Annotated in this window: 22 protein-coding genes; 8 read left to right on the top strand and 14 right to left on the bottom strand. The window is 67.2% G+C overall.

Annotated elements, in window-relative coordinates; translation table 11 throughout:
* Positions 1–9 precede the first annotated feature (9 nt).
* Positions 10–1,161 carry a tRNA dihydrouridine synthase DusB gene (gene dusB, locus EAX62_RS09585; protein WP_121901447.1) on the bottom strand — a complete coding sequence of 384 codons (1,152 nt, stop codon included), beginning with the start codon at positions 1,159–1,161 and terminating at the stop codon, positions 10–12.
* Between the two features lie 169 nt (positions 1,162–1,330).
* On the opposite strand from dusB, the gene EAX62_RS09580 reads away from it, so the two are divergent.
* Positions 1,331–1,846, top strand: coding sequence for an SRPBCC family protein (locus EAX62_RS09580; RefSeq protein ID WP_121901446.1), 516 nt, complete (start codon positions 1,331–1,333; stop codon positions 1,844–1,846).
* Here EAX62_RS09580 and EAX62_RS09575 read toward each other — a convergent pair.
* Positions 1,834–2,271 (bottom strand): glutaredoxin family protein, encoded by a 438-nt coding sequence (locus tag EAX62_RS09575; RefSeq protein ID WP_147454075.1) that lies wholly within the window; start codon positions 2,269–2,271, stop codon positions 1,834–1,836. The genes EAX62_RS09580 and EAX62_RS09575 overlap by 13 nt on opposite strands.
* Before the next feature lie 71 nt (positions 2,272–2,342).
* Between EAX62_RS09575 and EAX62_RS09570 the strand changes: the two genes are divergently transcribed.
* The gene (locus tag EAX62_RS09570; RefSeq protein WP_121901444.1) at positions 2,343–4,385 is read left to right on the top strand and encodes a M3 family metallopeptidase; all 2,043 of its coding nucleotides are present in this window, start codon (positions 2,343–2,345) and stop codon (positions 4,383–4,385) included.
* 151 nt (positions 4,386–4,536) lie between these two features.
* On the opposite strand, the gene EAX62_RS09565 is transcribed toward EAX62_RS09570, so the two are convergent.
* The 6 genes from EAX62_RS09565 to EAX62_RS09540 all read right to left on the bottom strand — a co-directional run bounded on the left by EAX62_RS09565 (position 4,537) and on the right by EAX62_RS09540 (position 10,853).
* Positions 4,537–4,836, bottom strand: coding sequence for an antibiotic biosynthesis monooxygenase family protein (locus tag EAX62_RS09565; protein ID WP_121901443.1), 300 nt, complete (start codon positions 4,834–4,836; stop codon positions 4,537–4,539).
* A gap of 58 nt (positions 4,837–4,894) precedes the next feature.
* On the bottom strand, positions 4,895–6,391 hold the full coding sequence (locus tag EAX62_RS09560; protein ID WP_158600615.1) for a glycoside hydrolase family 3 protein: 1,497 nt from the start codon (positions 6,389–6,391) through the stop codon (positions 4,895–4,897).
* 8 nt (positions 6,392–6,399) lie between these two features.
* Positions 6,400–7,242 (bottom strand): carbohydrate ABC transporter permease, encoded by an 843-nt coding sequence (locus EAX62_RS09555; RefSeq protein ID WP_121901441.1) that lies wholly within the window; start codon positions 7,240–7,242, stop codon positions 6,400–6,402.
* Positions 7,239–8,222, bottom strand: coding sequence for a carbohydrate ABC transporter permease (locus EAX62_RS09550; RefSeq protein ID WP_199711225.1), 984 nt, complete (start codon positions 8,220–8,222; stop codon positions 7,239–7,241). Before EAX62_RS09550 ends, EAX62_RS09555 begins: the two co-directional genes overlap by 4 nt.
* Before the next feature lie 82 nt (positions 8,223–8,304).
* The gene (locus EAX62_RS09545) at positions 8,305–9,591 is read right to left on the bottom strand and encodes an extracellular solute-binding protein (protein WP_158600614.1); all 1,287 of its coding nucleotides are present in this window, start codon (positions 9,589–9,591) and stop codon (positions 8,305–8,307) included.
* A 113-nt stretch (positions 9,592–9,704) separates the two neighbouring features.
* A complete protein-coding gene (locus tag EAX62_RS09540; RefSeq protein WP_121901439.1) occupies positions 9,705–10,853 on the bottom strand; it encodes an ROK family transcriptional regulator in 1,149 nt (382 codons plus the stop codon).
* A gap of 112 nt (positions 10,854–10,965) precedes the next feature.
* Here EAX62_RS09540 and EAX62_RS09535 point away from each other — a divergent pair, with 112 nt between their 5' ends.
* Genes EAX62_RS09535 through EAX62_RS09520 form a run of 4 tightly spaced genes read left to right on the top strand, consistent with a single transcriptional unit; the run spans position 10,966 to position 14,029 of the window.
* Complete coding sequence (locus EAX62_RS09535) at positions 10,966–11,913, top strand: metal ABC transporter substrate-binding protein (RefSeq protein ID WP_233557880.1); 948 nt, start codon at positions 10,966–10,968, stop codon at positions 11,911–11,913.
* Positions 11,906–12,661 carry a metal ABC transporter ATP-binding protein gene (locus EAX62_RS09530; protein ID WP_121901437.1) on the top strand — a complete coding sequence of 252 codons (756 nt, stop codon included), beginning with the start codon at positions 11,906–11,908 and terminating at the stop codon, positions 12,659–12,661. Before EAX62_RS09535 ends, EAX62_RS09530 begins: the two co-directional genes overlap by 8 nt.
* Positions 12,658–13,650 (top strand): metal ABC transporter permease, encoded by a 993-nt coding sequence (locus EAX62_RS09525; RefSeq protein WP_325048810.1) that lies wholly within the window; start codon positions 12,658–12,660, stop codon positions 13,648–13,650. The genes EAX62_RS09530 and EAX62_RS09525 overlap by 4 nt, the downstream gene beginning before the upstream one ends.
* Positions 13,637–14,029 carry a Fur family transcriptional regulator gene (locus tag EAX62_RS09520; protein ID WP_121901436.1) on the top strand — a complete coding sequence of 131 codons (393 nt, stop codon included), beginning with the start codon at positions 13,637–13,639 and terminating at the stop codon, positions 14,027–14,029. Before EAX62_RS09525 ends, EAX62_RS09520 begins: the two co-directional genes overlap by 14 nt.
* A gap of 4 nt (positions 14,030–14,033) precedes the next feature.
* Here the strand turns inward: EAX62_RS09520 and recO are convergent, their stop codons facing one another.
* Positions 14,034–14,762: a DNA repair protein RecO gene (recO, locus tag EAX62_RS09515; RefSeq protein WP_121901783.1), complete on the bottom strand. Its 729-nt coding sequence runs from the start codon at positions 14,760–14,762 to the stop codon at positions 14,034–14,036.
* A gap of 10 nt (positions 14,763–14,772) precedes the next feature.
* Entirely contained in the window at positions 14,773–15,312 is a 540-nt protein-coding gene (locus EAX62_RS09510; RefSeq protein WP_147454074.1) for a hypothetical protein, read from the bottom strand.
* A 57-nt stretch (positions 15,313–15,369) separates the two neighbouring features.
* Between EAX62_RS09510 and EAX62_RS09505 the strand changes: the two genes are divergently transcribed.
* Positions 15,370–16,134, top strand: a complete 765-nt coding sequence (locus EAX62_RS09505) for an isoprenyl transferase (protein WP_121901434.1) — start codon at positions 15,370–15,372, stop codon at positions 16,132–16,134.
* Between the two features lie 12 nt (positions 16,135–16,146).
* A complete protein-coding gene (locus EAX62_RS09500; protein WP_121901433.1) occupies positions 16,147–16,701 on the top strand; it encodes a GNAT family N-acetyltransferase in 555 nt (184 codons plus the stop codon).
* 143 nt (positions 16,702–16,844) lie between these two features.
* Here EAX62_RS09500 and EAX62_RS09495 read toward each other — a convergent pair whose 3' ends face one another.
* From EAX62_RS09495 to EAX62_RS09480, 4 genes are all read right to left on the bottom strand, one after another.
* The gene (locus EAX62_RS09495; RefSeq protein ID WP_121901432.1) at positions 16,845–17,963 is read right to left on the bottom strand and encodes a serine hydrolase domain-containing protein; all 1,119 of its coding nucleotides are present in this window, start codon (positions 17,961–17,963) and stop codon (positions 16,845–16,847) included.
* A 213-nt stretch (positions 17,964–18,176) separates the two neighbouring features.
* Positions 18,177–19,916, bottom strand: coding sequence for a 2-isopropylmalate synthase (gene leuA / locus EAX62_RS09490; RefSeq protein ID WP_121901431.1), 1,740 nt, complete (start codon positions 19,914–19,916; stop codon positions 18,177–18,179).
* Between the two features lie 401 nt (positions 19,917–20,317).
* The gene (gene era / locus EAX62_RS09485) at positions 20,318–21,265 is read right to left on the bottom strand and encodes a GTPase Era (protein WP_407703316.1); all 948 of its coding nucleotides are present in this window, start codon (positions 21,263–21,265) and stop codon (positions 20,318–20,320) included.
* Positions 21,237–22,538: a hemolysin family protein gene (locus EAX62_RS09480; protein WP_121901429.1), complete on the bottom strand. Its 1,302-nt coding sequence runs from the start codon at positions 22,536–22,538 to the stop codon at positions 21,237–21,239. The genes era and EAX62_RS09480 overlap by 29 nt, the downstream gene beginning before the upstream one ends.
* Positions 22,539–22,581: the final 43 nt, after the last annotated feature.

Genomic DNA, 22,581 nt, shown 5'->3' with positions numbered 1-22,581 from the left:
CCGGCGCGGTCAGCCGCCGCTGATCCCGAGTTCCGCCTCCGCGAGGTCGAGGGTGCTGCCGGAGGTGTCGTCGTACCAGCCATGCGGCACCACGACTTTGCCGCGGGGGCTGCCCTGGCGGCCGCGCGGGGTGCCGAGCTCCGCCTCCGGGAACGGTGCGGAATCGTCGAGCTGGGCCACCAGCCCGCGCAGCTCCTCCAACGACGACACCATGGCGAACTGTCGACGCAACTCCCCCACCGGATAGCCCTTGAAGTACCAGGCCATGTGTTTGCGCAGGTCAGTGAGGCCGTGGCGCTCCCCCATGATCCCGGTCAGCAACTCTGCGTGACGGGTGAGCATGGCGCCCACCTCGCCGAGGCTGGGGCGCCCACGGTTGTCCTTTCCGGCGAAGGCTGCGGCCAGGTCACCGAACAGCCATGGACGGCCGAGACAACCGCGGCCGATGACGACGCCGTCGCAGCCGGTTTCCTCCATCATGCGCAGCGCATCCTCGGCCTCCCAGATGTCGCCGTTGCCGAGCACGGGGATGTCGACGGCCTGCTTGAGTTCGGCGATCCGCTCCCATTCGGCCTCCCCCGAGTAGGCCTGCTGGACGGTGCGCCCGTGGAGGGCGATGGCGGCGGCGCCCTCCTCCTGGGCGATGCGGCCGGCGTCGAGGAAGGTGTGGTGGTCCTTGTCGATGCCGATGCGGGTCTTGATGGTGACGGGGACGCCGAATTCGTCGGCTGCCCGCACCGTCTCCCGGACGATGGCACGGAGTCGGTCGCGCTTGTACGGCAGCACGCCGCCTCCACCCTTGCGCGTGACCTTGGGGACGGGGCAGCCGAAGTTCAGGTCGATGTGGCCCACCATGTGGTCGCGGCACAGGATGCGAGCGGCGTCGGCCATGGCGTCGGCGTCCACACCGTAGAGCTGCACGGACCGGGTGGTCTCGCCCGGGTCGAACTGCAGCATGTCCTGGGTTTTGTTGTCACCCATCACCAGCCCGCGGGACGTAATCATCTCGCAGACGTAGAGCCCGGCACCCTGCTCCCGGCACAGCTGCCGGTACGCCGCGTTCGTCACGCCAGCCATGGGCGCGAGCACCACGGGCAGGTCCACCACCACGGCGTCGGGACGGCTGGGGGCGTGCAGGTGCAGAGGCTTGGGCGGGGTCATGGTCCTCCTGGGGAAATCGACTCCCCATTCTAGGGCGGTGCCCCGGAAACCCCACGTTGCGTCCCCGGGACCCTGATGGCCCGATCCCACACGGGACGCGCGCGGACCGGCCAGAATGGACGCCACACCTTTCCCATTCCCGGGACACCCCGACTGAAAGGGCACCCACATGGCCGACCAACCCGACCCGACGCGCACCACCCCGGGAGGCGCATCCCCCGGTGCGGTCGTCGAGAATGACGGCCACCGATCGCTCCGCTTCGCACGGATCCTCCCGTCGATGCCGGACACCGTCTGGGCCGCCATCACAGAGCGCGACCTCATGGGTCAGTGGGCATTCGCGGGGAACCTCGAGCCCCGCGTCGGTGGCAGTGTCCATTTCGGCTCAGGGGAGACCGAGTCGTCGGAGGGCCGCGTCATCGCCTGGGAGGAGCCACGCATTCTCGAGTATCGGTGGGGCCAGGGAGTCGACGTGTGGCGCGTTCGCTTCGAACTCCGTCAGGCCAGCGACGCCGGGACCACTCTGGTTTTCGAGCACTTGTCACCCGATCCGGCCAACCCCGAGTTCGCGGCGGGCTGGCACTGGCACCTGGACCGCCTCGGGGAACTCCTTCGTGGGGACGTGCCCAGCCAGGTGGACGAGGACCAGCATTTCCGTGACCTGCTGGAGTACTACGGGCGCTGACCCGCGCTCAGGTACTCGATCATGTCCTGGGCCGACGGGTTCCGCAGTACCCGCTCACCCACCAGGGCTGTGGGCGTCAACTCGTCGCCACCGTTGAGTCGTCGCACCTCGGCGTTGGCATCCTTGTCAGCCCACACGTTCACCCATGTGATGCGATCGTCCTTGCCCATCGCGAGGAGGAGTCGTTCGCAGAACACACAGCCCGGCTTCCAGAACACCACCGCGTGCCCGGACGCGACGTGCCCGCGCGCGGTCGCCCATGGGGTGTGCCGGCCCCGGCGGAAGGTGAAGGCCACAAGGCCGGCGCCCACCACCGTGAGCGCAGCCACCCACCACAGGCTCGTACCGCGCGCCAGTATCGCGATGATCGCGACGAAGAGGGCCACGATGACCACCAGCTTTGACATCGATCGTTCCTTGGCCATGCACCCACGGTAACGCGCCCGGATCATGCGGCGGGACTGGAAATGGCCGCCAGGTGCGCTTTGATGGATGCATGACCAACCCGCTGCTGCAACCGTCCACGCTGCCGTTCCAACTCCCCGACTACGCCACCATCACCGACGCAGACGTCCGCGAGGCACTGGACGCGGGAATGGAGGAGCAGGTGACGGAGCTCGACGAGATTGCGTCCAGCACCGAGCCCGCCACAGTGGCGAACACCCTCGAGGCCTGGGAGCGCAGCGGGGCGACTCTGAGCCGTGCACTGAACGCGTTCTGGGTGGCGAAGTCCGCGGACACCAACCCGGAGCGGGACGCCATCATGGCCGAGTTCATGCCGAAGCTGGCACATCACTCAGACGCCATCCTTCTCAACACCGCCCTCTTTGACCGGCTGCGCGCGCTGGCGACGCGCCACGCCCAGGGCGAGGTCGACTTCGACGACCAGGAAGCCCACCTGCTGCACGAACGCCTCCGGGAGTTCAAGCGCGGAGGCATTCAGCTGCCGGAGGAGGACAAGTCCCGACTGCGCGAGATCAACGCCGAACTGGCGCGGCTGTCCACCGAGTTCGAGCAGCGGATCGTCGCCGGTCGCAACGCGGGCTCCGTCCTCGTGACCGATCCCGCCGAACTGGACGGCCTGTCCGAGGACGACCGCTCCGCCGCCCGTGGCCTGGCCACCGATGCCGGCCAGGAGGGCTGGCTCATCACCCTCGTGAACACCACCGGCCAGCCGGTGCTGCCGAGCCTGCGCAACCGCACACTTCGCGAGCGGGTCTACAAAGCGTCGATCAGCCGGGGTCTCGGTGGGGAACACGACACCCGCCAGCTGGTGCTGGACACACTCCACCTGCGAAACGAGCGTGCCCGACTTCTCGGTTTCGAGCACCACGCCGCCTACGTGGCCGACGACGGCTGCGCCAAGACCACCGAGAACGTGACGGCCATGCTGACCCGCGTCGCGCCCGGCGTACTGGAGATCACGCGCCGGGAGGCCGCTGATCTGGAGGCACGATTCCTCGCGGACAATCCGGGGGGGACCTTCGAGGCGTGGGACTGGGACTACTACGCAGCACAGGCGGCGGCGGAGAAAGCCATCGACGCGGAGGTCTTGAAGCCGTACCTGGAGTTCGAGCGGGTGCTGGTCCACGGCGTCTTCGCGGCCGCCACGAAGCTGTACGGCATCACCTTCCACGAGCGCCCGGAGCTCGTGGGCTACACAGCTGACGCGCGCGTGTTCGAGGTCAGGGAGGAGTCGGGTGACACGCTCGGCGCGGTGGTCATCGACCCGTTCACCCGCCCCACCAAGCAGGGTGGCGCGTGGATGACGAGCATCGTGGAGCAGTCGCACCTGCTCGATGACGCCCCGGTGGTGACCAACACGTGCAACTTCCCCAAGCCCGCACCGGGTGCACCCTCGCTGCTGACGTGGGACAACGTCATCACGCTCTTCCACGAGTTCGGGCACGACCTGCACGGCCTGCTCTCCGACGTCCGGTTCCCCTCACGCTCGGGCACGGCGACACCCCAGGACTTCGTGGAGTACCCGTCGCAGGTCAACGAGATCTGGGCCTGGGACCCGGAACTCCTGGCGGACTACGCCGTCCACCACGCCACAGGTGAACCCATGCCTGCCTCTCTGCGGGAGGCGTTGGTGGCCAACCGTCGCCAAGGAATCGGGCGCAACACGTTCGAGACCACCTCCGCCATGATGCTGGACCAGACCTGGCACACCACCGCTGCCGACGAACTGCCCACATCGGTCGACGAGGTGGAGGCCTTCGAGGTCTCCGCACTGCAGGCCTGGGGCGTCTGGTTCCCCCTTGTGATGCCCCGGTACCGCACCACGTACTTCGCGCACATCTTCGCGAGCGGGTACGCGGCGAGCTACTACTCCTACCTGTGGTCTGAGGTCATGGACGCCGACACCGTCGCCTGGTTCAAGGACAACGGTGGACTTGACCGCGAAGTGGGAGAGAAGTTCCGACGGGGGCTGCTCGCCGTCGGTGGATCCGTGCCCGTCATGGAGGCCTACGAGGAGTTCCGCGGCGCCGCACCCGACGTCAAGCACCTGCTGGCGCGCATCGGCCTGGAGTGAGCGTGGGCGGTCAAGGAATCGTGGCGGACCACACCCCGTAGTGGCGCAGCGCGGAGACGTCAGGACATCCCCGTCTTGAGGACGAGATCTCGGCACGTCGCCGAGTCTCCACCGCCATCACGGCTGGGCCCTCAGACGTTGGTCCGCTGTGTCAGGCGCGGCGGGGTACGTTCTCGCCGAGCTCGTCGGGTGGAAGGTAGGCCGATGGCTCGTCCACTGCTCGGCCCAGTACGGGGGTCAGGATCATCTTGGCGTCGAAGCCGTTGAACGAGCGCCGGTAGGCGCCCACGTTCTCCCACCGGCTGACGATGGCCCAGAGATCCTGGTCGTCGAGGTTGCGGACCACGTCGACGCCCAGACATCCCGGTCGCTGGCGCCAGAAGTCCGCAACACCTTCCGCATCGGCCCTGAAGGTGAGCCACACGTTCTGGAAGCGTGAGATGGCGAGCATCGCGGGCCTTTCGACGAGGTGGCGGAGCCTCCACAGTAGTGCGCCGCCACCGCACGGATCAGACCTGCCCGCCCCCGGAAATCCCGCCGGAGGATCCGGCAGCGCCTTGCAGGAGAACGTCCGCGGCCGCCACGGCCGCGATGGCCGAGGCATCCTGCGCGACGATGGCCCGTGACCCCAGCACCTCTGCGGACGCCGACCCGCTGTGGTCCACCACGACGAGACCCGGATGGTCCCGACGCAGCGACGCGACCGCCTCCACCTGCCACGGGTGCAGGTGAGCGTCGCGCACCGACACCACCAGGCCGCCCTGACCCAGTTCCGGCACAGGCATGCCCCGCTGGAGGTGGACCACTCGCGTGCTGGCGGAACGAGCCACGAGTGCCCGACCCATGCCGAAGGCCACCTCCCCCGCGACGATGGAGGGCTCGTTGCGCAACTCGACGACAGTGGATGTCTCCGCCATTGACGGATCGCCCACCAGGCGCAGCGATGATCGTGCCATGTCCAGCATGGGCTCTTCAGGCGAGAGTCCCCGCACCGAAGCGTCGTGGGAGAAGCGCGCCGCGAGGGCTTCCACACGATCCCTGGCCTGCATCAGGCGTGCCACGTCCAGGCGACCGCTGGCGACGGCCTCCTCCACGGCGGACACGATGTCCTCCACCACGTCAGGCGTCACACTGTCCCCGCCGATGCACATCAGATCCACGCCTGCCAGAAGCGCCCGGACCACTCCCTCGGGGCGGCCCACCGTGCTGCTGATCGCGTGCATGTCGAGGCCGTCAGTGACGACGACCCCGTCGAACCCCAGTTCCGTGCGCAGGAGTCCGTCGATGATGCGGGGCGACAGGGTCGCGGGTGCATCCGGGTCGAGCGCTGGGACCAGCAGGTGGCCGGTCATCACCACGGGGACGCCGGCCGCAATGGCGGCCTGGAAGGGCTGCAGTTCCCGCGACCACAGAGTTGGGAGGTCAACGCGCACCACAGGCACCACGAGGTGGCTGTCGTCCGCCGTGGACCCGTGGCCGGGGAAGTGTTTGGCGGTGGGCGCGACTCCGCTGTCCAAGTGTCCCATGACGGCTGCCGCGGTATGCCGTGACGCACGGACGGGATCGGCCGAGAACGATCGCGAGCCCACGATGGGGCTGTCGACGTTGCTGGCCACGTCGGCCACCGGTGCGAAGTTGAGGTTCACCCCGGCCGTGGCCAGCCGGGCAGCCAGGGATGCACTGGAGCGACGAGTGACGTCCACGTCATCAATGGCTCCAAGGCTGCCCTGACCGAGAAACATGGAACCCGTCTCCGCGTCGAGTCGAGTGACGTCGCCGCCCTCCTCGTCGATGGCGATGAGGAGGTCGGGGCGGCCGTGACGAAGCCCTCTGGCAAGTCCTGCGAGGTTCCCGACGGGATCCTCAGGGGTGATGTTGCGCCCGAAGATGGTGACACCGGCGACGCCGTTCCCGAGCAGATCCAGCAACCAGTACGGGACACCGGTGCCGTTGGTCCCCTCGAAACTCACGAGCAGGGTGCCGAGTGCGAGCCTGCGTACCGGCATGTTCCCGTTCATCCCTTGACACCTCCTGCCGCTGCACCCTCGTGCAGGCGGCCCTGAACAGCAACGAAGAACACGATGACGGGCAGCGCGAACAGTGTGGAGGCCGCCATGAGTCCGCTCCAGTCGATCTCCTTGAAGGAGGACTGGAAGCTGGCCAGCCACAGCGGCAGCGTGGCGTTCTGCTTTGACAACAGGACGACGTTGGCCAGGATGAACTCGTTCCAGGCGAGGATGAACGCGAAGACGCTGGCGGCCACCAGGCCGGGCGCGATCAGCGGCAGCAGGATGAGCCGGAAGGACTGGACCCGCGAGCAACCGTCGATGAGTGCTGCTTCCTCGAGTTCTGCGGGGATGTTGGAGATGAACCCCCGCAACGTCCAGACGGTGAAGGGCAGCGCCAGCGCGAGGTAGGCCACCATGACGCCCATCAACCGGTCCAGCAGCCCCATGCCGTCGAGCATCACGTACATGGAGATGAGCAACGCCTCCAGCGGCACCATCTGGATGGCGAGGATGAGGATCATGCTGAGGCGACGGCCGACGTAGTCGAACCGGGCCATGGCCGTGGCGGCAAGGAATCCGACCACCATGGTGACGGCCACCACCACGAGGGTGACCATCAGGCTGTTGCCCGCGAAGCGCAGGAAGGACTCATCGGCCACCACACGCTTGAAGTGGCTGAGCGTCAGGGTGGTGGGAAACAGGGTCAGGTCACGGGTGAACACGTCGGTCTTGGGCTTGAGAGCGGTGGTGACCATCCAGTAGACCGGGAAGGCCATGATGACGGCCACAACGACCGCGACCGCATTGAGTCCACCACGTCCGAGAGACTTGCGGGTGCGGGGATTCATGACTGCACCTCCTTGAGCATGCGCCGGACGTAGAAGATGCTGAAGCCCGCCAGCACGAGGACCATGACGACGGAGATGGCGGCGCCGCTGCCGAAGTCATTGCCGGAGAAGGACGTGCGGTAGGCGTGGATCGAGATGAGGTTGGTTTCTGACGTGATGCCACCGGCCTGTTGCAGTAGGTACACCTGCGTGAAAACCCTGAAGTCCCAGATGGTGCTGAGCGCGGCCAGCATGGTGATGATGGGGGCGAGCATCGGCACCGTGATGGATCGGAACGCCTGCCACGGGGTGGCGCCATCCATACCGGCGGCCTCGTACAGGCTCTCGTCGATCTGCGTGCGCCCGGCATAGAGGGTGAGGGCGACAAAGGGCAGAGCACCCCAGACCACCGCGGCGCCGGCCACTGTCAGGAGCGACGCCGGCGCAGCCAGCCAGGAGTGGTTGTCGAATCCCGTGAGCCCCGCACGGACCAACGCCCAGTTGACGAGGCCGTAGCGGGTGTCGAAGAGCCACTGCCACACCTGCGTGGCGGTGACCTGCGGGGTTGACCAGGCCATCAGCAGGCTGATGGAGAGGATGAGCCTCACCACCCGACCCAGCTTGGCGAGCAGCAGCGCCAGCATCATCCCCAGAACCATCGTGGCCACGACGCAGGCAGCCGCGAAGACGATGGTGCGGCCGAGCACCGCCCAGAACGTGGCGTCGCTGAGGATGGCGGTGTAGTTGGCGAAGTTGTTCCAGGACTCCGTGCCCTTGACGAGGTCACGGAGCTTGGCCCTGTTGAGGCTGAGCCCGACGAGACGAACGATGGGGTACCCAAGGACCACGGCCAGGAGGACGGCCGCAGGCAGGAGCAACAGGTAGGGCAGTGTCCGCGAGCCCTTGCCGCGGCCGCCCCGCGGCGGGGCGGGGATGGTGCCCCGAGCCTGCGGCGGGGCGGGGCTGCCCGTTGTCGCCGGCATCATGACTTGAGTGGACATCAGGGTGGCCTTTCACGCGTGCAGGTCAGGGGTGGCGTCGCGCATGTCGTGCGTGGCGACGCCACCCGGAGCTTGTGGCTTGTCAGCCGTTGAGGATCTCGGCGACCTTGGTGTTGGCCTCAGCCGTGGCGTCGTCCACGGATGAGCTGCCGGAGAAGATCTTCACCAGCATGTCCGGGAGGACGGAGTCGGCTTCGACGTTGCCCCACATCGGGCTCACGGGGGTGAAGGCCGAGACCTTCGCAGCCTCGTCGGCGGCGAGGAGGAAGTCGTTGCCCTCGTGCCCGGTGAATGCCGCCTCGGTGTTGGGGATGACCCCACCCTCCTTGGCCAACTGCGTCTGGATGTCGGTGCTGGTCAGGATCTTGACCCATTCGACGGCGAGTCCGCGGCTGTCGCTCTTCTCAGGAACGGCGAGGTCCGAGCCACCGAAGAACGCCGGCGCCGTCTTGTCGGCCTGCACGCCGGGAAGGGGGAAGACGCCGACCTTGTCGGCGAACGCCTCGTTCGCGCCCACCACTGCACCCGGGGCCCACCAGGAGTCCATGACCATGCCCACGTTGTCCTCCTGGAAGACCTCCCAGTTGGTGACCTCGTTGCCGTCTGTGGGAGCGGTGGAGTAGGTGTCGACGAGGTTCTTCAGACGGGTCAGACCGGCACGGGACTCCGTGGAGTCGAGCGAGCCCTTCCATTCGTCGCCGTCCTTGACGGCGATGTCGCCTCCTTCGGCCCAGATGAACGGCAGAGCGCCGTACCAGAACTTGCCCGGGAAGTAGAAGGGGGAGTAGCCGGAGGCCTTGTCCCCCTTGGTCTCGGCCAGCTTGGCGGCCACCTGCTCCAGTTCGTCGAGCGTGGTGGGAACCTCGACTCCCGCCTCCTTGAAGTGGTCCTTGTTGTACATGACGACGCGGACGCCGCCGTAGTACGGCACGCCGTAGCGCTCCCCGTCCAGCTCACCGCTGGGCGCGAGACCCGGCAGCCAGCGATCGGCGCCGAGGTCGTCGGACACGTCACTGAGGTCGCTCAGCAGGCCGGCGTCGGCGAACTTGGCGGTCAGGGAGTTGCCGATCTCCACCACGTCGGGGGCGGACGAGCTGTTCATCGACGTGGTCAGCTTGTCCTGGACGCCAGCCCACTGCTGGAGCTCGACGGTGACGTCGACGTTCGGGTACTTCTCCTTGAACTGCGCGTTCACGGCCTCCACCACCGTTTCCGGCTGGCTGCCATCCATGAGCCACACGGTGAGGGCCCCCTCGGCGTCGGCGGACGGCGTTGCAAGCTCTGGGTCGGCGGCAGCGCCACCCCCGCAGGCGCTCAGCAGCAGCGAGCTCGTCGCCGCAGCGGCGATCATCATTCGGCGGATGTGCATGAGAGTGATTCCCTCCATTGGGTTGTCATGTCCGACGGTGCTTCTTCGCGCCGACTGGATGTGAGTGACACGCTACACCACTTGTAAGAAAGTTTCCAGAAAGAATCCTTTCTTTAGTGGTCAGTGGAGGTGATCCTGTCCAGGAGAGCCTTGCGCGCCGTGTCCACGGCCTCCAGACGAGCCCCGATGAGCGGCCCCCGCACGCCGAGTGTCGACACCTCAATGCGCGGATGAATGGGCGCAATCCTGGAGGTGGATCGTGCCACCGCAGCGGGGAGGTCCGGCCCTGCCAGCAGAGCCGTCTGCCCCGTCAGAACGACGAGTGCGGGATCGAGGATGGTGCCGACCGAGGCGACACCCAGGCTGATGCGGTCCGCCAGTTCGGCCACGAACGCCTCCCCCGGGGAATGTGACGACGGACCCTCCAGCACCTCCCCGTGGCGACGGGCCATCTCCTCGACCGCTGGGGTTCCGACGAGGCGCTGGAAGGATCCCTGGTCCAGGTTGTCGACCCGACTCGGCAGCGGCACCCCGGGCACGGGAAGGTAGCCAATCTCACCGGCAGCCCCACTGCTTCCTGCGCGCACCTTGCCGTCGATGACGGTTGCCATGCCCACGCCACGCCCCATCCACAGGAGGACAAAATCCTCCTCGCCACGTGCCACGCCTTCCCGGCACTCCGCGAGGGCGGCGAGGTGCACGTCGTTGGCCAACTGCAGAGGTACGCCCAATTGCTCGGCGAGGATGCGTCGCAGGTCCCGTGCCTGACGAAGATCGTACGAGAAACTCAGATCCCCCGTGAGGGGGTCCACCACGCCCGGCGAGGCAACCACGGCTGCGAGGATGGGACCCGCGTCCACCCCGGCCTCGTCCACGACGACCCGGGCAGCAGCTACGCAGGAGGCCACGATGTCCTCGCTCAGCGGGACGGACGACGACGCCAGGACATCCCCGTTCAGGGAGCAGAGATCCGCCTGCACGGTGTCTGGCAGCAGTGCCATACCGAGCGCGGCACCCACGCGGGGAGCCAGCACGTAGAGGTCGGGCGCGGGGCCGCGCGCTCCGGGGCGTCTCCCCTGGCTGTGGACGAGCCCGAGCGACTCCAGTCTCGCCAGCGCCTGCGAGCTCGTCACTCGGGACAATCCGGTGTGTTCGGCGAGCTCTGCACGCGTCACACCCCCCACGCGCATGATCTGGCGCAGGGCTGCGGAGTCATTGAGCTCCCGCAGGAGACTCGGCACGCCCGGCTTGGACCTCGGCATCACTGACTCGTTTCTCGTAGTTTTCTTTTGAGTACCTTACGCTGCCGCGGGCATCCCTCGACGCCCGCTCCCGGGTTGACACCACCCACTCCTGTTAATGATACTGATTCTCATGAACTTCAAGGTGTTCCCCCTTCTCGCATCACTGGCCATCGCTCTCGCGCTGGGCGGATGCACCTCGGCCGACGAGGCTGACGGTACTTCCGTGAAGGTGGCCGCAGCCTTCTACCCGCTCGAGTTCGCCGTCAGCAGCGTCGCTGGTGACGCCGTGGACATCACGCCGCTCACCACACCCGGGGTGGAGGCACACGACGTCGAACTGACACCTCGACAGGTGGCCGCCGTGGTGAACTCAGACCTCGTTGTCTATCTCTCCGGCTTCCAGCCCGCCGTGGATGCAGCGGTCAAGGAGGCGGACCCCGCCAAGGTTGTGGACGTGGCCCAGTTCGCCGACCTCAAGAGTCTCGACGAGGAGGCGCACGCCGAACACGCGGCAGATGACGGCGCCGAGGCGGACCACGCCGGCCACGACCACGGCGACATCGATCCCCACTTCTGGCTGGACCCCCTGCGCCTTGCAGCCGTGACGGAGGCCATCGCGGAGCGCCTCGCGGTCATCGACCCCGACCAGGCCACCACGTTCGCGAGCAACGCGAAGTCCGCCCGCAGTGAGCTGTCGGACCTGGACAGCGAATTCACCGCTGGCCTGACAACCTGCGCCCGGCGGGAACTATTCACTTCCCACAGCGCCTTCGGCTATCTGGCGATGCGCTACGACCTGGAGCAGGTGGCGGTAGTCGGTATCGCCCCCGACGTCGAACCCTCCGGTGCGCGGATCGCCGAAGTCCAGAATCTGGCACGGGAGCACGGCGCCACCACCATCTTCTTCGAGACGGCCGCATCCGACGCCGTCGCAAAGTCCATCGCGCGCGACCTCGGCCTCCGGACCGCCGTCCTCGACCCCATCGAATCGGTCACCGACCAGTCCACCGGCGAGGACTATCCTGCGATCATGCGCGCCAACCTTGCAGCCATCCAGACGGCGAACGACTGTGGCTGACAACACTCCCCTACTCGACGCCCAGGGTCTGTACGTGTCGCTGGGTGGTCTCCCCATTCTGCGGGACGTGGGGCTCCAGGTGCACTCCGGCGAGGCCGTCGCCATCCTCGGCGGCAACGGTTCCGGCAAGTCGACAACGTTGCGCACCGTGCTGGGGCTGATCCCCTTCCAGGAGGGCTCCGTCAGGCTCTTCGGTACGGAACTGGCCAACTTCCACGCCTGGGACCGTGTGGGTTATGTTCCCCAGCACTCATCCCTGAACGTCTCGAACGCCACCGTCCGTGAAATCGTGTCATCGGGGCGGCTGTCCCACCACCGTGTCTTCCAGTGGCCGAGCCGTCAGGACCGCGCCCACGTCACCCACGCGCTCGATCTCGTCGGGCTGACGGACCGCGGACGGTGGCCGTTCGTGGACCTCTCGGGCGGCCAGAAGCAGCGCGCCCTCATCGCACGGGCGCTCACCTCCGAGCCGGAGCTCCTCATCATGGACGAGCCGCTGGCAGGGGTCGACCTGCACAGTCAGGCCGGGCTCGCCGGCCTGCTGGGCCAGCTGCGCTCCGACGGGCTGGGCCTCGCAGTGGTCCTGCACGAACAGGGCCCCATGGCAGATGTCCTCGACCGTTGGGTCACGTTGTGTGACGGGCGGATCGTGACGTCGGAGACCCAGGGCGCCACCGACTGCGCCCCGGAACCCGCTAAGACGTCATCCATGGGTTGGCTGGATCCCGTGGCGGGGGTCCGCCGATGATCGAACTCCTGTCCCTGCCGTTCATGCAGCGCGCCCTGCTCGCCGCCCTGCTGAGCGGCCTGGTGGCACCCGCCATCGGCATGTACATCGTGCAGCGCAAGCTCAGCCTGCTGGGCGACGGCCTCGGACACGTCGCCATCATGGGTGTGGGCCTCGCGTTCCTCACCGGCACAGCACCGCTGCCCACCGCCGTGGTGACCTGCGTGGTGGGGGCCGTGGCCGTGGAGTTGCTGCGGCAACGAGGCACGGCAACGGGCGACCTCGGACTGGCCATCCTGTTCTACGGCGGCATCGCCTCGGGCGTGATGATGGCCGGCATCGCCGGGCAGGGCGCAGCCGGACTGTCGGCGTACCTGTTCGGCTCCCTCACCTCCGTCAGCACCGGCGACCTGTGGGCCATCGGCATCCTCGGCGTGGTCATCCTCATCCTGACCATCGGTCTCGGCCCGCGGCTGTTCGCCGTCGCCGTCGACGAGGACTACGCCCGCGTCCTGGGTATCCGGGTGAAGCTGCTGAACCTTCTCATCGTGGTGCTCGCGGCTGTGACGGTGACCATCTCCATGCGCACCGTCGGGCTTCTGCTCATCAGCGCACTGATGGTGATTCCCGTCGCCACCTCCCAGCAGTTGTTCATCGGCTTCAAGGGTGCCTTCTTCGGGGCCATGGGTGTGGGGGTGTTGGCCGCCCTCCTGGGCACGGTGGGCTCCTTCTACATCGACTCGGCCACCGGCGCCACCATCGTGGTGGCCTCCATCGGCCTGCTCGCGGTGTCGTGGCTGGTGGCCGGCCCGTTGCGGAGGCGACGCAACTTCATCCCGTATGTGGAGGACCACCCCCACGGAGCGGTGGAGCATGAGCGGGCCGAGAACCACGACGACGGCCATGCCCACGAGCCGGGCGTGAAGGTCATCCAGCACGGTGACCACGTGGATTATGTGCACGGCGGGCATCGCCATGCCGTCCATGGGGATCACTATGACGAGCACTAGTACGCCCCGCACGACGTGGCAGCGCACAGCGGTGCGCGACTTCCTGGCCGGTGTGGAGGAGTTCCGCACGGCCAGCCAGATCCATGAGGACCTGAAGCGGCTCGGCGACAAGATGGGGCTGGCCACCGTCTACCGCGCCCTGCAGTCGATGGCGGAGTCGGGCGAGGTGGACGTCCTGCGCACACCCGAGGGCGAGTCCGCCTACCGGATGTGCTCCGACGGGCACCACCACCACCTGGTGTGCCGCAACTGCGGCAACGCGCAGGAGATCGCCGCGGAGGTGGTGGAGATCTGGGCCGCAGAAGTGGCCAAACGCCACGGGTTCACCGACGTCGGGCATGAGGTGGAGCTCTACGGCCTGTGCGCCAACTGCTCGTGAGCGTTCACCGCTGCAGGAACGGAAGCGAACGCAGAGCACGGTCCAGATGCCAGGTGGCGTAGGCCGTCACGAGTCCGTGGCACCGGTTGACGGTGGGCTGGGACGTGGCCGACACCACGTCCCAGTCTCCAGCGAGGAGAGCGCCGAGGTGTTCGAGTGCCTCCCCGTCGACACGCGCCGAGGACGGCGGCCGGCAGCGGGCGCACACAGTGCCGCCGCCCTGGGGTGAGAACCACAGCGAGTCCTCACCCACCACACCGCAGTTGGAGCACTCCCCCAGCGTCACCGCCCATCCCGCGACGGCCAGGGAGCGCAGCAGGTAGGAATCGACGATGCCAGCGGCCGAGCGCTGCGGATCAGCCAGGGCAAGCAGGGCCCCCAGCAGCAGCCGGTACTGGGGTAGCGCCGGGGCGCCGTCCTCCGACACGAGCCTGTCGGCCGCCTCCACCAGCACCTCGGCGGCGGTGAAGCGGTCGTAGTCGCCACCCAGTAGACCCGCGTGCAGCGTCTCCACCTGGGTCACCACGTCGAGGGATCCCCGCCCCTGCGCCAACTGGACGTCGATGTGGCTGAACGGCTCCAGCCTTGCCCCGAACTTGCTGCTGGTGCGACGCACCCCCTTCGCCACGGCGCGGACCTTGCCGTGCTGCCGGGTGAACAGGTTGATGATGCGGTCGGCCTCACCGAGTTGGTACGTCCGCAGCACGACTGCTTCGTCCCGGTAGGTGGCCATGTCGGCCATCCTATGACGGAGGTGCCAGGTGCCCGCGTCGCCTGATTTCCCATCGTGCTCTCCAGGCGGCCCCAATCCCGAAGAGCGCGCCACCCATGAGGTACAGAACAGGAATCATCTCGAAGAAGTGCAAGCGGGCCCCGACGATGACCCTGATCGAATAGATGTGGCTCAGCTGGAGCGCCCCGAGTGTCAGAACCGCAATGTTCACCGTGGTGACCGAAGGCGCGAGCCGGATGCAAAGGATCAGGCACAACACAATGGACAGGAGGATGACGAAGAACATCGCCCACACGGAAACGGTGACCAGGGTCGCTCGTGCGCCCACCGGTCCGGCGTAGCCGTCGGCCTCCATCAACTGCTGCACGAACCACACAGCCCTGCCGGGCTCAATCACGGGCATGACGAGGAAAGCCACCAGGAAGAGGATCGCCGCCACCGCGAGCATCCGTCTGGCCAACGCGGACCGGCGCTTGAGTCCGAGTTGTAGTCGTGCATCATCGCGCATCGCCTGCGTATCCGGATAGCCAGGGATGTGCATGCGGCTCATGCAGGGACTCTAACGGCTCGGACGTCCACACTCTCGCTCAAAAGATAGGCTGTCCGCGTGGCTGATACCTATCGTCCCCCGCCGCCGCACCCCAGCGGGGCGCGGCCCCCGCAGATTGCGTCGTCGCAGCTGCCCCGCCACGTCGCCATCGTCATGGACGGCAATGGGCGTTGGGCCAAGCAGCGTGGACTCAAACGCACCGAGGGACACGCCAGAGGCGAGGCATCACTCCTCGACGTGGTGCACGGCGCGCTCGAGATGGGCATTCCGTACCTCTCTGCGTACGCGTTCTCCACCGAGAACTGGAAGCGCTCCCCCGACGAGGTGCGGTGGCTGATGGGCTTCAATCGCGACGTCATCCACCGTCGCCGCGACGAGCTGAACGCCATGGGCGTGCGGATCCGCTGGGCGGGACGCCGCCCCCGGCTGTGGGGCTCCGTGATCCGCGAACTGGAGGACGCCGAACGCCAGAGCGACGCCAACACCAAGCTGACGCTGCAGTTCTGCGTCAACTACGGCGGCCGCGCCGAGATCGTCGACGCCGCGCGGGAAATCGCCCGGCTGGCAGCCGCCGGCAAGCTGAACCCGGAGCGGCTCACCGAGGAGAGGTTCCGCAAGTTCCTCGACGAACCCGAGATCCCGGACGTTGACCTGTTCATCCGCAGTTCCGGTGAGCAGCGCACGTCCAACTTCCTGCTGTGGCAGTCTGCCTACGCCGAGTTCATCTTCCTGGACCAGCTGTGGCCGGACTTCGACCGCCGCGACCTGTGGTCCGCGGTGGAACAGTTCTGCGGCAGGGAACGTCGATTCGGCACGGCCTGAAGGAGACCCACCATGATCCCCACCACCGTCCCCACACTGACGGGCCCTCTCGTGTTGCTGCGGGCGTGGGAGGACGCGGATGCGGCACTCGTCGCGTCGGTCGCCTCCGACCCGATCATCCCCACCATCACCTCCGTCCCGGGTTCCGGGGCCCCGGAGGACATCGCCCTCTACCTCCACCGGCAGCGCCGACGCGCCCTCGACGGCACTGGTCTGTCGTTCGTCATCACCGACATCCGCAGCAAACAGGCCATCGGGAGCATCGGGTTGTGGACCCGGGACTACGACCGCGGGCGCCTGTCCATCGGGTACTGGGTGGCGGCGCAGTACCGCCGCCAGGGCCACGCGCAGGACGCGCTGGCCACGCTGACCCGTTGGGCCGTGGGGCTGCCGGGCGTCGGACGGCTGCAGCTGTTCGTGGAGCCGTGGAATGAGGGGTCGTGGCGTATCGCCGAGAACTGCGGGTTCATGCGCGAGGGGCTGCTGCGGCAGTGGCAACAGGTGGGCGACCAGCGCCGCGACATGTGGGTCTACAGCCTGATCCCCGACCCCGACGACCTCCCCTGAGCCCACCCGGCTCGAGACGCCCGCGCTAACTCCCAACGCCCGCGTCCACAACCCGACGCCCGCGTTAACTCCGGACGCCCGCGGAATAAGGCGGGCGGGGAGACATTGGACGGGCGTGGGCACTCCTGGGCGGGCGTCGAGGATCATGCGAGCTCCTGGAAGGCGCCCACCATCGGCATGGTGTTCCCGTCCAGTTCCACCTGCGTCAAGAGGATCCCGGTGGTGCCGTCGGGGTCCACGAAGAAGTCCGTGCCGAGACCGCCGGACCATCCGTAGCGGCCACGGTGCTCACTGCCTGTCTGGACCGCGACGCCATAACCCCACCCCGTGCCGTTCCAGAATCCCGAGAAAAAGCTGTCGGGTGTCTTGTTCGACGCGGGCACCTGGTCAGTGGTCATCAGGTGAAGGTGTTCCTCGGAGAGCATGCGCCTTCCGTCGACGACGCCCCCATCGGCCAGCATGCGAAGGAATCGGCCGTAGTCGTGCACGGTCGACACAAGTTCGCCATGGCTCACGTCGAATGGCGGCGTGCCTGCGTAGAAGCCACCACCCGCGGGTTCGAGTTCGACGAACCCGTCAGCCGTGTAGCGGTACGCGGCGGGCAGGCGGGCCAGCTCCTTCTCCGGAACCCAGAACCCTGTGTCGTGCATCCCAAGGGGTCCCAGCAGGTCCTCGGCCAGGAGATCTCCCAGCGTGAGCCCCGTCAGGCGCGAGAGGAGTATCCCCAGGACGCCGAAGGAGTGGTGGTAGCGCCACCCCTGGCCGGGCTGGAAGGCCAGGGGTAGATCGGCCAGCAGCCCCAGCCACTCGTCGGCACCCACGAACAGCGGCTCGGCCCCCGCCTCCGTGCCATTGGCCAGCATGGCCGCCTTGAGTGGCGACTCGTCGAAAATGGAGCCGTAGCCGCTGCCGTTCGTCAGCAGATGGCGGAGGGTGATGGCCCGCACGGCAGGCACCGTGTCGGCGAGATCGGCACCGGGGCTGGTCAGGACGCGCCTGGTCGTCAGCTCCGGCAGCCATCGATCCACGGCCGAGTCCAGGCCAATCCGCCCCGCCTCCACTAGGCGCAGGGCCGCGACGGTGGTGATGGCCTTGGTCATGGACTGGATCCGGAAGATCTCGTTCCCCTCAAGGGCCCGCCCGCCGACAGCGGTCACTCCGGCAACGACGACGTCCGCGTCGCGGCCACCGACCTGCCCCACCGCCCCGGGCACCAACCCTGAAGCCACCACCCTGTGCAACATCTCGCTCAGTGACGTCATGCGGGCACTCTACGGTTGCAGGGGATCGGGTAACCCGACCTCATTTCCACACCGATCGTCGCCCTGACCCCTCGACCTCCCGACATCACGACGCCCCGACGCCCGCGTTGCAACCTCGACGCCCGCCCAAAACACCGACGCCCGCCGAATTCGGCGGGCGTCGAGGGTTGGGACGGGCGTCGAGGGTTAGGACGGGCGTCGCGTCGCGTCGGATCAGCGAGCCGTGCGGTTCACCGCGCTCAGAATCGCCTTCATGGAGGCACTCGTGATGCTGGGGTCAACGCCGACGCCCCACAGCACCTGCGCGTCGTCGCCCTCACCGATCTGGCACTCCACGTAGGCGGCTGCCTTCGCGTCGTCGCCGGATTCCAGGGCGTGCTCGCTGTAGTCCAGGACCGTGACGTGCACACCGGTCTCGGCCAGGGCGTCCACGAACGCGGAGACGGGACCGTTGCCCTCGCCGGAGAGGTGCAGGTCCTTGCCGTCGGGATCGTTGACCACGGCGTTGATCTCGAAGTGGCCGTTCTGCGACGACGACCCTGCCGACGTCAGCGCCCACGCACCCTCGGACAGGTACTCGCGGGTGAAGATCTCGAAGATCTGCTGCGAGCTGACCTCGCCGCCCTCAGTGTCGGTGTGGTCCTGCACCACGCGGCTGAACTCCATCTGCAGGCGACGCGGCAGATCCATCTTGGCCTCGGACTTCATCAGGTAGGCCATGCCACCCTTGCCGGACTGCGAGTTGACCCGGATGACGGCCTCGTAGGAGCGTCCGACGTCGAATGGGTCGATGGGCAGGTACGGGGCTTCCCATTCCATCTCCGCCACGGTCCTCCCCTGCTCGGTGGCCGCGTGCTCCAGGTACTCCAGCCCCTTCTTGATGGCGTCCTGGTGGGAGCCGGAGAACGCCGTGTAGACCAGGTCGCCGGCGTAGGGATGGCGCGGGTGCACGGGCAGTCCGGTGCAGTACTCGACGGTGCGGCGCACGTGGTCGATGTCCGAGAAGTCCAGGTGCGGATCGATGCCCTGGGTGTAGAGATTCAGCGCCAGCGTGACCAGGTCGACGTTACCGGTGCGCTCACCGTGGCCGAACAGGCAGCCCTCGACACGGTCGGCCCCGGCCATCTGCGCCAGCTCCGCAGCCGCGACGGCGGTGCCGCGATCGTTGTGCGGGTGCAGGGAGACGGCCACGTGCTCACGGTTCTTGACGTTGCGGCAGAAGTACTCGATCTGATCGGCGTACGTGTTGGGTGTGGAACGCTCCACCGTTGCCGGCAGGTTCAGGATGATCTCCCGCTCCGCGCTGGGCTGCCAGGTGTCGATGACGGCGTTGCAGACCTCGACGGCAAAGTCGGTGGGCGTCTGCGTGAAGATCTCCGGCGAATACTGGTAGCCGAACTCCACGTCGCGCAGGTGCTTGTCGGCGTACTTCATCACCAGTTCGGTGCCACGGGTGGCCATGGTGATGCACTGCTTCTCGTCGATGTTGAAGACGACGCGGCGGAACAGCTCGGCGGTGGCGTTGTACATGTGGATGGTGGCGCGCTTGGCCCCGATCAGGGACTCGGCGGTGCGGCTGATCAGGTCCTCGCGGGCCTGGGTCAGGACGGAGATCGTGACGTCATCGGGGACGTGGCCGCCCTCGATCAGTTTGCGGACGAAGTCGAAGTCGGTCAGCGAGGCCGATGGGAAACCGATTTCGATCTCCTTGTAACCCAGGCCCACCAGCAGTTCGAACATCCGCATCTTGCGGGCCGAGGTCATGGGGTCAATCAGTGCCTGGTTGCCGTCGCGCAGGTCGGTGGACAGCCACCGTGGCGCCTGCGTGATTTTCTGGTCGGGCCACGTGCGGTCGGGAACCTGAACGGGCTCGAACGCCCGGTAGCGGCCAACGGGCATGGGGGTGGGCTGCTGGACGGGCTTGGGCTGGATGCGAGTGGTGAACTGGTTCATGATGATGCTTCCTCGGCTGGGGGTTGTCTATTCGCCAGACACGGCAGATCCCCGCAGCGAGGAGGCTGGCAGTTCAGGACTGGGCCTCGCTGCGGCGACGGAGGAGCAGAACTCGCGATGCCACGTCGCTGAGCCTAACTGCAGCGGGGGCCATGGGCAAGGACCGTCTCACAAACGCGTGTTGCGTCGCGAGAACACAAGGGAACCTCATCCCGATCAACTCCGCCGCGGTGGAGCCGAGCGTTCAGAAGGAGCTCCCACACGTCACCGGCCCTCCGATACACCGCCTGCTCGTCCCTCGCGGGCGGCACTCAGGCAACAGAGGTCGCACCACCACACCGACCCTTCGACACACCGACCGTTCGTTCCTCACGGGCCGCACTCAGGGAACAGTTCGCGGGTCAGAAGCCCAGTCGGTTGAGGTGCTTGGAGTCGCGCTGCCACTCCTTCAGCACCTTGACGTGGAGGCTCAGGTGCACGGGCGTACCCAGCAGTCGGTTGATCTGCTGCCTGGCCTCGGTGCCGATCTCCTTGAGACGCGAGCCGCGATGCCCGATGACGATGCCCTTCTGGGAGTCCCGTTCCACCACGAGGGTGGCGAACACATCCAGCAGGGGCTTGTCCTCGGGGCGATCCGCCCGCGGAATGATCTCGTCGATCATGACGGCGATGGAGTGCGGCAACTCGTCACGGACCCCCTCCAGAGCCGCTTCGCGGATGAGCTCCGCAATCAGCGTCTCCTCCGGCTCGTCGGTGATCTCACCGTCCGGGTAGTACATGGGGCCTTCGGGAAGAAGACCCATCAGGACGTCGGCGACCACGTCCAACTGGTCGTCCTCGGTGGCGGAGCACGGAATCACGTCGGCCCACTCGATGCCCAACTCCTCCCCCAGCTTGCCGACGTCCACGAGGTGCGACAAGACACGGGCCTTGGAGACGAGGTCGGTCTTGGTGGCCAGGACCACGATCTTCGGCTTGTTCCGCAGCTCGGCGATCTGGGAGACGATGTAGCGGTCGCCGGGCCCGATGCGCTGGTCGCAGGGCAGGCACACCCCCACGACGTCCACCTCTGCCCAGGTTTCCCGGACCAGGTCGTTCAGGCGCTCGCCCAGCAGGGTGCGGGGGCGGTGCAGCCCGGGGGTGTCGATCAGCACGAGCTGACCGTCCTCGCGGGTCACGATGCCGCGCACAGCGTGACGGGTGGTCTGCGGCTTGCTGGAGGCGATGGCAATCTTCTGCCCCACCAGCGCGTTGGTCAGGGTGGACTTGCCGGCGTTGGGGCGGCCGACGAAGCATGCGAACCCGGATCGGTAGGTGGTCTCAGTCATCGTCGCGCTCCTCAGCGTCATGGGTGGGGTGGGGGGCGCGGCGCACCAGCACCGTGCCGATCTGGTGTCGGCGGCCAACCGCCCTGTCTGCCGTCATTTCAATACCCTCGAACGTGACCTGGGAACCGGGGATGGGGACCACGTTGAGCAGTTTCGCCATCATCCCACCCACCGTTTCCACATCATCGTCGTTCATCTCGACCCCGAACAGGTCACCCATCTCGTCGAGGGGAAGACGGGAGGAAATCCGGTAGTAACCCGGCTCGAGCTCCACGACGGGTTCCCCCTCGTGGTCGTACTCGTCGACGATCTCGCCGACGATCTCCTCGATGATGTCCTCAATGGTCGCGAGGCCTGCAGTGCCGCCAAATTCATCGACGACGATGACGACGTGCGAGTGGCGCAACTGCATGTCGCGCAGGAGTTCGGTGGCCGGCTTCGAATCAGGTACGAACGTGGCGGGACGCATCAGGTCGGCCACGGTCTCGAGGCGCTCGGAATCCGGGAAGTCGTAGATCCGCTTCGCGACGTCCTTGAGGTAGATGACGCCGAGCACGTCGTCGATGCCGTCACCCACCACGGGGATGCGGGAGAAACCGGAGCGCAGCGCCAGCGACAGGAGCTGGCGCAGGGTGCGGTCGCGGTGGGTGAAGACCATGTCTGGGCGCGGGACCATGACCTCCTTCACCAACGTGTCGCCGAGTTCGAACACCGAGTGGATCATCTTGGACTCGCGGGCCTCGATGACGTCGGCGGCTTGCGCGATGTCCACGAGGTCACGCAGCTCGGCCTCTGAGGAGAACGGCCCGTCGGCGAAACCCTTGCCGGGTGTCAGCGCGTTGCCCAGCAGCACCATGAGCTGGGCAATGGATCCGAACACCGTGGTCAAGAGCGAGATGAGTGGCGAGAACGTCCTCATCACCTGTTCCGGGTGTTGGCGCCCGAGGGTGCGTGGCGCCACGCCCCACAGGATGAACGCCACCACGAACATGATGCCGACGGTGGTGCCGATGCGCCCCCATGGGGTGCCGAGGTTGGTGAACACCACGAGTGCCACCGTGGTGATGGACGTCACCTCGCACAACATCCGCACGAACATCACGGCGTTGATGGAGGGGGCGGGATCCTGGGCGATCAGCTTGATGCGTTGCGCACCACGTCCGTCCTCCTCCGCCATTCGCTCGGCTCGGGACTTGGAAATGAGGGACAGTGCTGTTTCGGCAGCTGCCAGCAGGCCGGCGAAAAGCGCCAGAACCAGCGCGACAGCCAACTCAATCCACTGGGACTGGGTCATGGGGAGGTGATCAACTCGCTCGTGTGCGGGAAATGTAACCCCA

Source organism: Tessaracoccus antarcticus, from assembly GCF_003688855.1.
Lineage (GTDB): Bacteria > Actinomycetota > Actinomycetes > Propionibacteriales > Propionibacteriaceae > Arachnia > Arachnia antarctica.
Note: the sequence above shows the minus strand (reverse complement) of the source record. Positions and strands in the feature narration are given on the sequence as shown.

Bases quoted from the DNA above. Each gene is read 5' to 3' on its own strand.
- EAX62_RS09545 (WP_158600614.1), bottom strand. From the start codon at position 9,591: ATGCACATCCGCCGAATGATGATCGCCGCTGCGGCGACGAGCTCGCTG.
- EAX62_RS09570 (WP_121901444.1), top strand. From the start codon at position 2,343: ATGACCAACCCGCTGCTGCAACCGTCCACGCTGCCGTTCCAACTCCCC.
- EAX62_RS09535 (WP_233557880.1), top strand. From the start codon at position 10,966: ATGAACTTCAAGGTGTTCCCCCTTCTCGCATCACTGGCCATCGCTCTC.
- EAX62_RS09525 (WP_325048810.1), top strand. From the start codon at position 12,658: ATGATCGAACTCCTGTCCCTGCCGTTCATGCAGCGCGCCCTGCTCGCC.
- EAX62_RS09575 (WP_147454075.1), bottom strand. From the start codon at position 2,271: ATGGCCAAGGAACGATCGATGTCAAAGCTGGTGGTCATCGTGGCCCTC.
- EAX62_RS09565 (WP_121901443.1), bottom strand. From the start codon at position 4,836: ATGCTCGCCATCTCACGCTTCCAGAACGTGTGGCTCACCTTCAGGGCC.
- recO (WP_121901783.1), bottom strand. From the start codon at position 14,762: ATGGCCACCTACCGGGACGAAGCAGTCGTGCTGCGGACGTACCAACTC.
- EAX62_RS09580 (WP_121901446.1), top strand. From the start codon at position 1,331: ATGGCCGACCAACCCGACCCGACGCGCACCACCCCGGGAGGCGCATCC.
- EAX62_RS09480 (WP_121901429.1), bottom strand. From the start codon at position 22,538: ATGACCCAGTCCCAGTGGATTGAGTTGGCTGTCGCGCTGGTTCTGGCG.
- EAX62_RS09510 (WP_147454074.1), bottom strand. From the start codon at position 15,312: ATGAGCCGCATGCACATCCCTGGCTATCCGGATACGCAGGCGATGCGC.
- dusB (WP_121901447.1), bottom strand. From the start codon at position 1,161: ATGACCCCGCCCAAGCCTCTGCACCTGCACGCCCCCAGCCGTCCCGAC.
- EAX62_RS09550 (WP_199711225.1), bottom strand. From the start codon at position 8,222: ATGTCCACTCAAGTCATGATGCCGGCGACAACGGGCAGCCCCGCCCCG.
- leuA (WP_121901431.1), bottom strand. From the start codon at position 19,916: ATGAACCAGTTCACCACTCGCATCCAGCCCAAGCCCGTCCAGCAGCCC.
- EAX62_RS09495 (WP_121901432.1), bottom strand. From the start codon at position 17,963: ATGACGTCACTGAGCGAGATGTTGCACAGGGTGGTGGCTTCAGGGTTG.
- EAX62_RS09555 (WP_121901441.1), bottom strand. From the start codon at position 7,242: ATGAATCCCCGCACCCGCAAGTCTCTCGGACGTGGTGGACTCAATGCG.
- era (WP_407703316.1), bottom strand. From the start codon at position 21,265: ATGACGCTGAGGAGCGCGACGATGACTGAGACCACCTACCGATCCGGG.
- EAX62_RS09520 (WP_121901436.1), top strand. From the start codon at position 13,637: ATGACGAGCACTAGTACGCCCCGCACGACGTGGCAGCGCACAGCGGTG.
- EAX62_RS09500 (WP_121901433.1), top strand. From the start codon at position 16,147: ATGATCCCCACCACCGTCCCCACACTGACGGGCCCTCTCGTGTTGCTG.
- EAX62_RS09540 (WP_121901439.1), bottom strand. From the start codon at position 10,853: ATGCCGAGGTCCAAGCCGGGCGTGCCGAGTCTCCTGCGGGAGCTCAAT.
- EAX62_RS09560 (WP_158600615.1), bottom strand. From the start codon at position 6,391: ATGCCGGTACGCAGGCTCGCACTCGGCACCCTGCTCGTGAGTTTCGAG.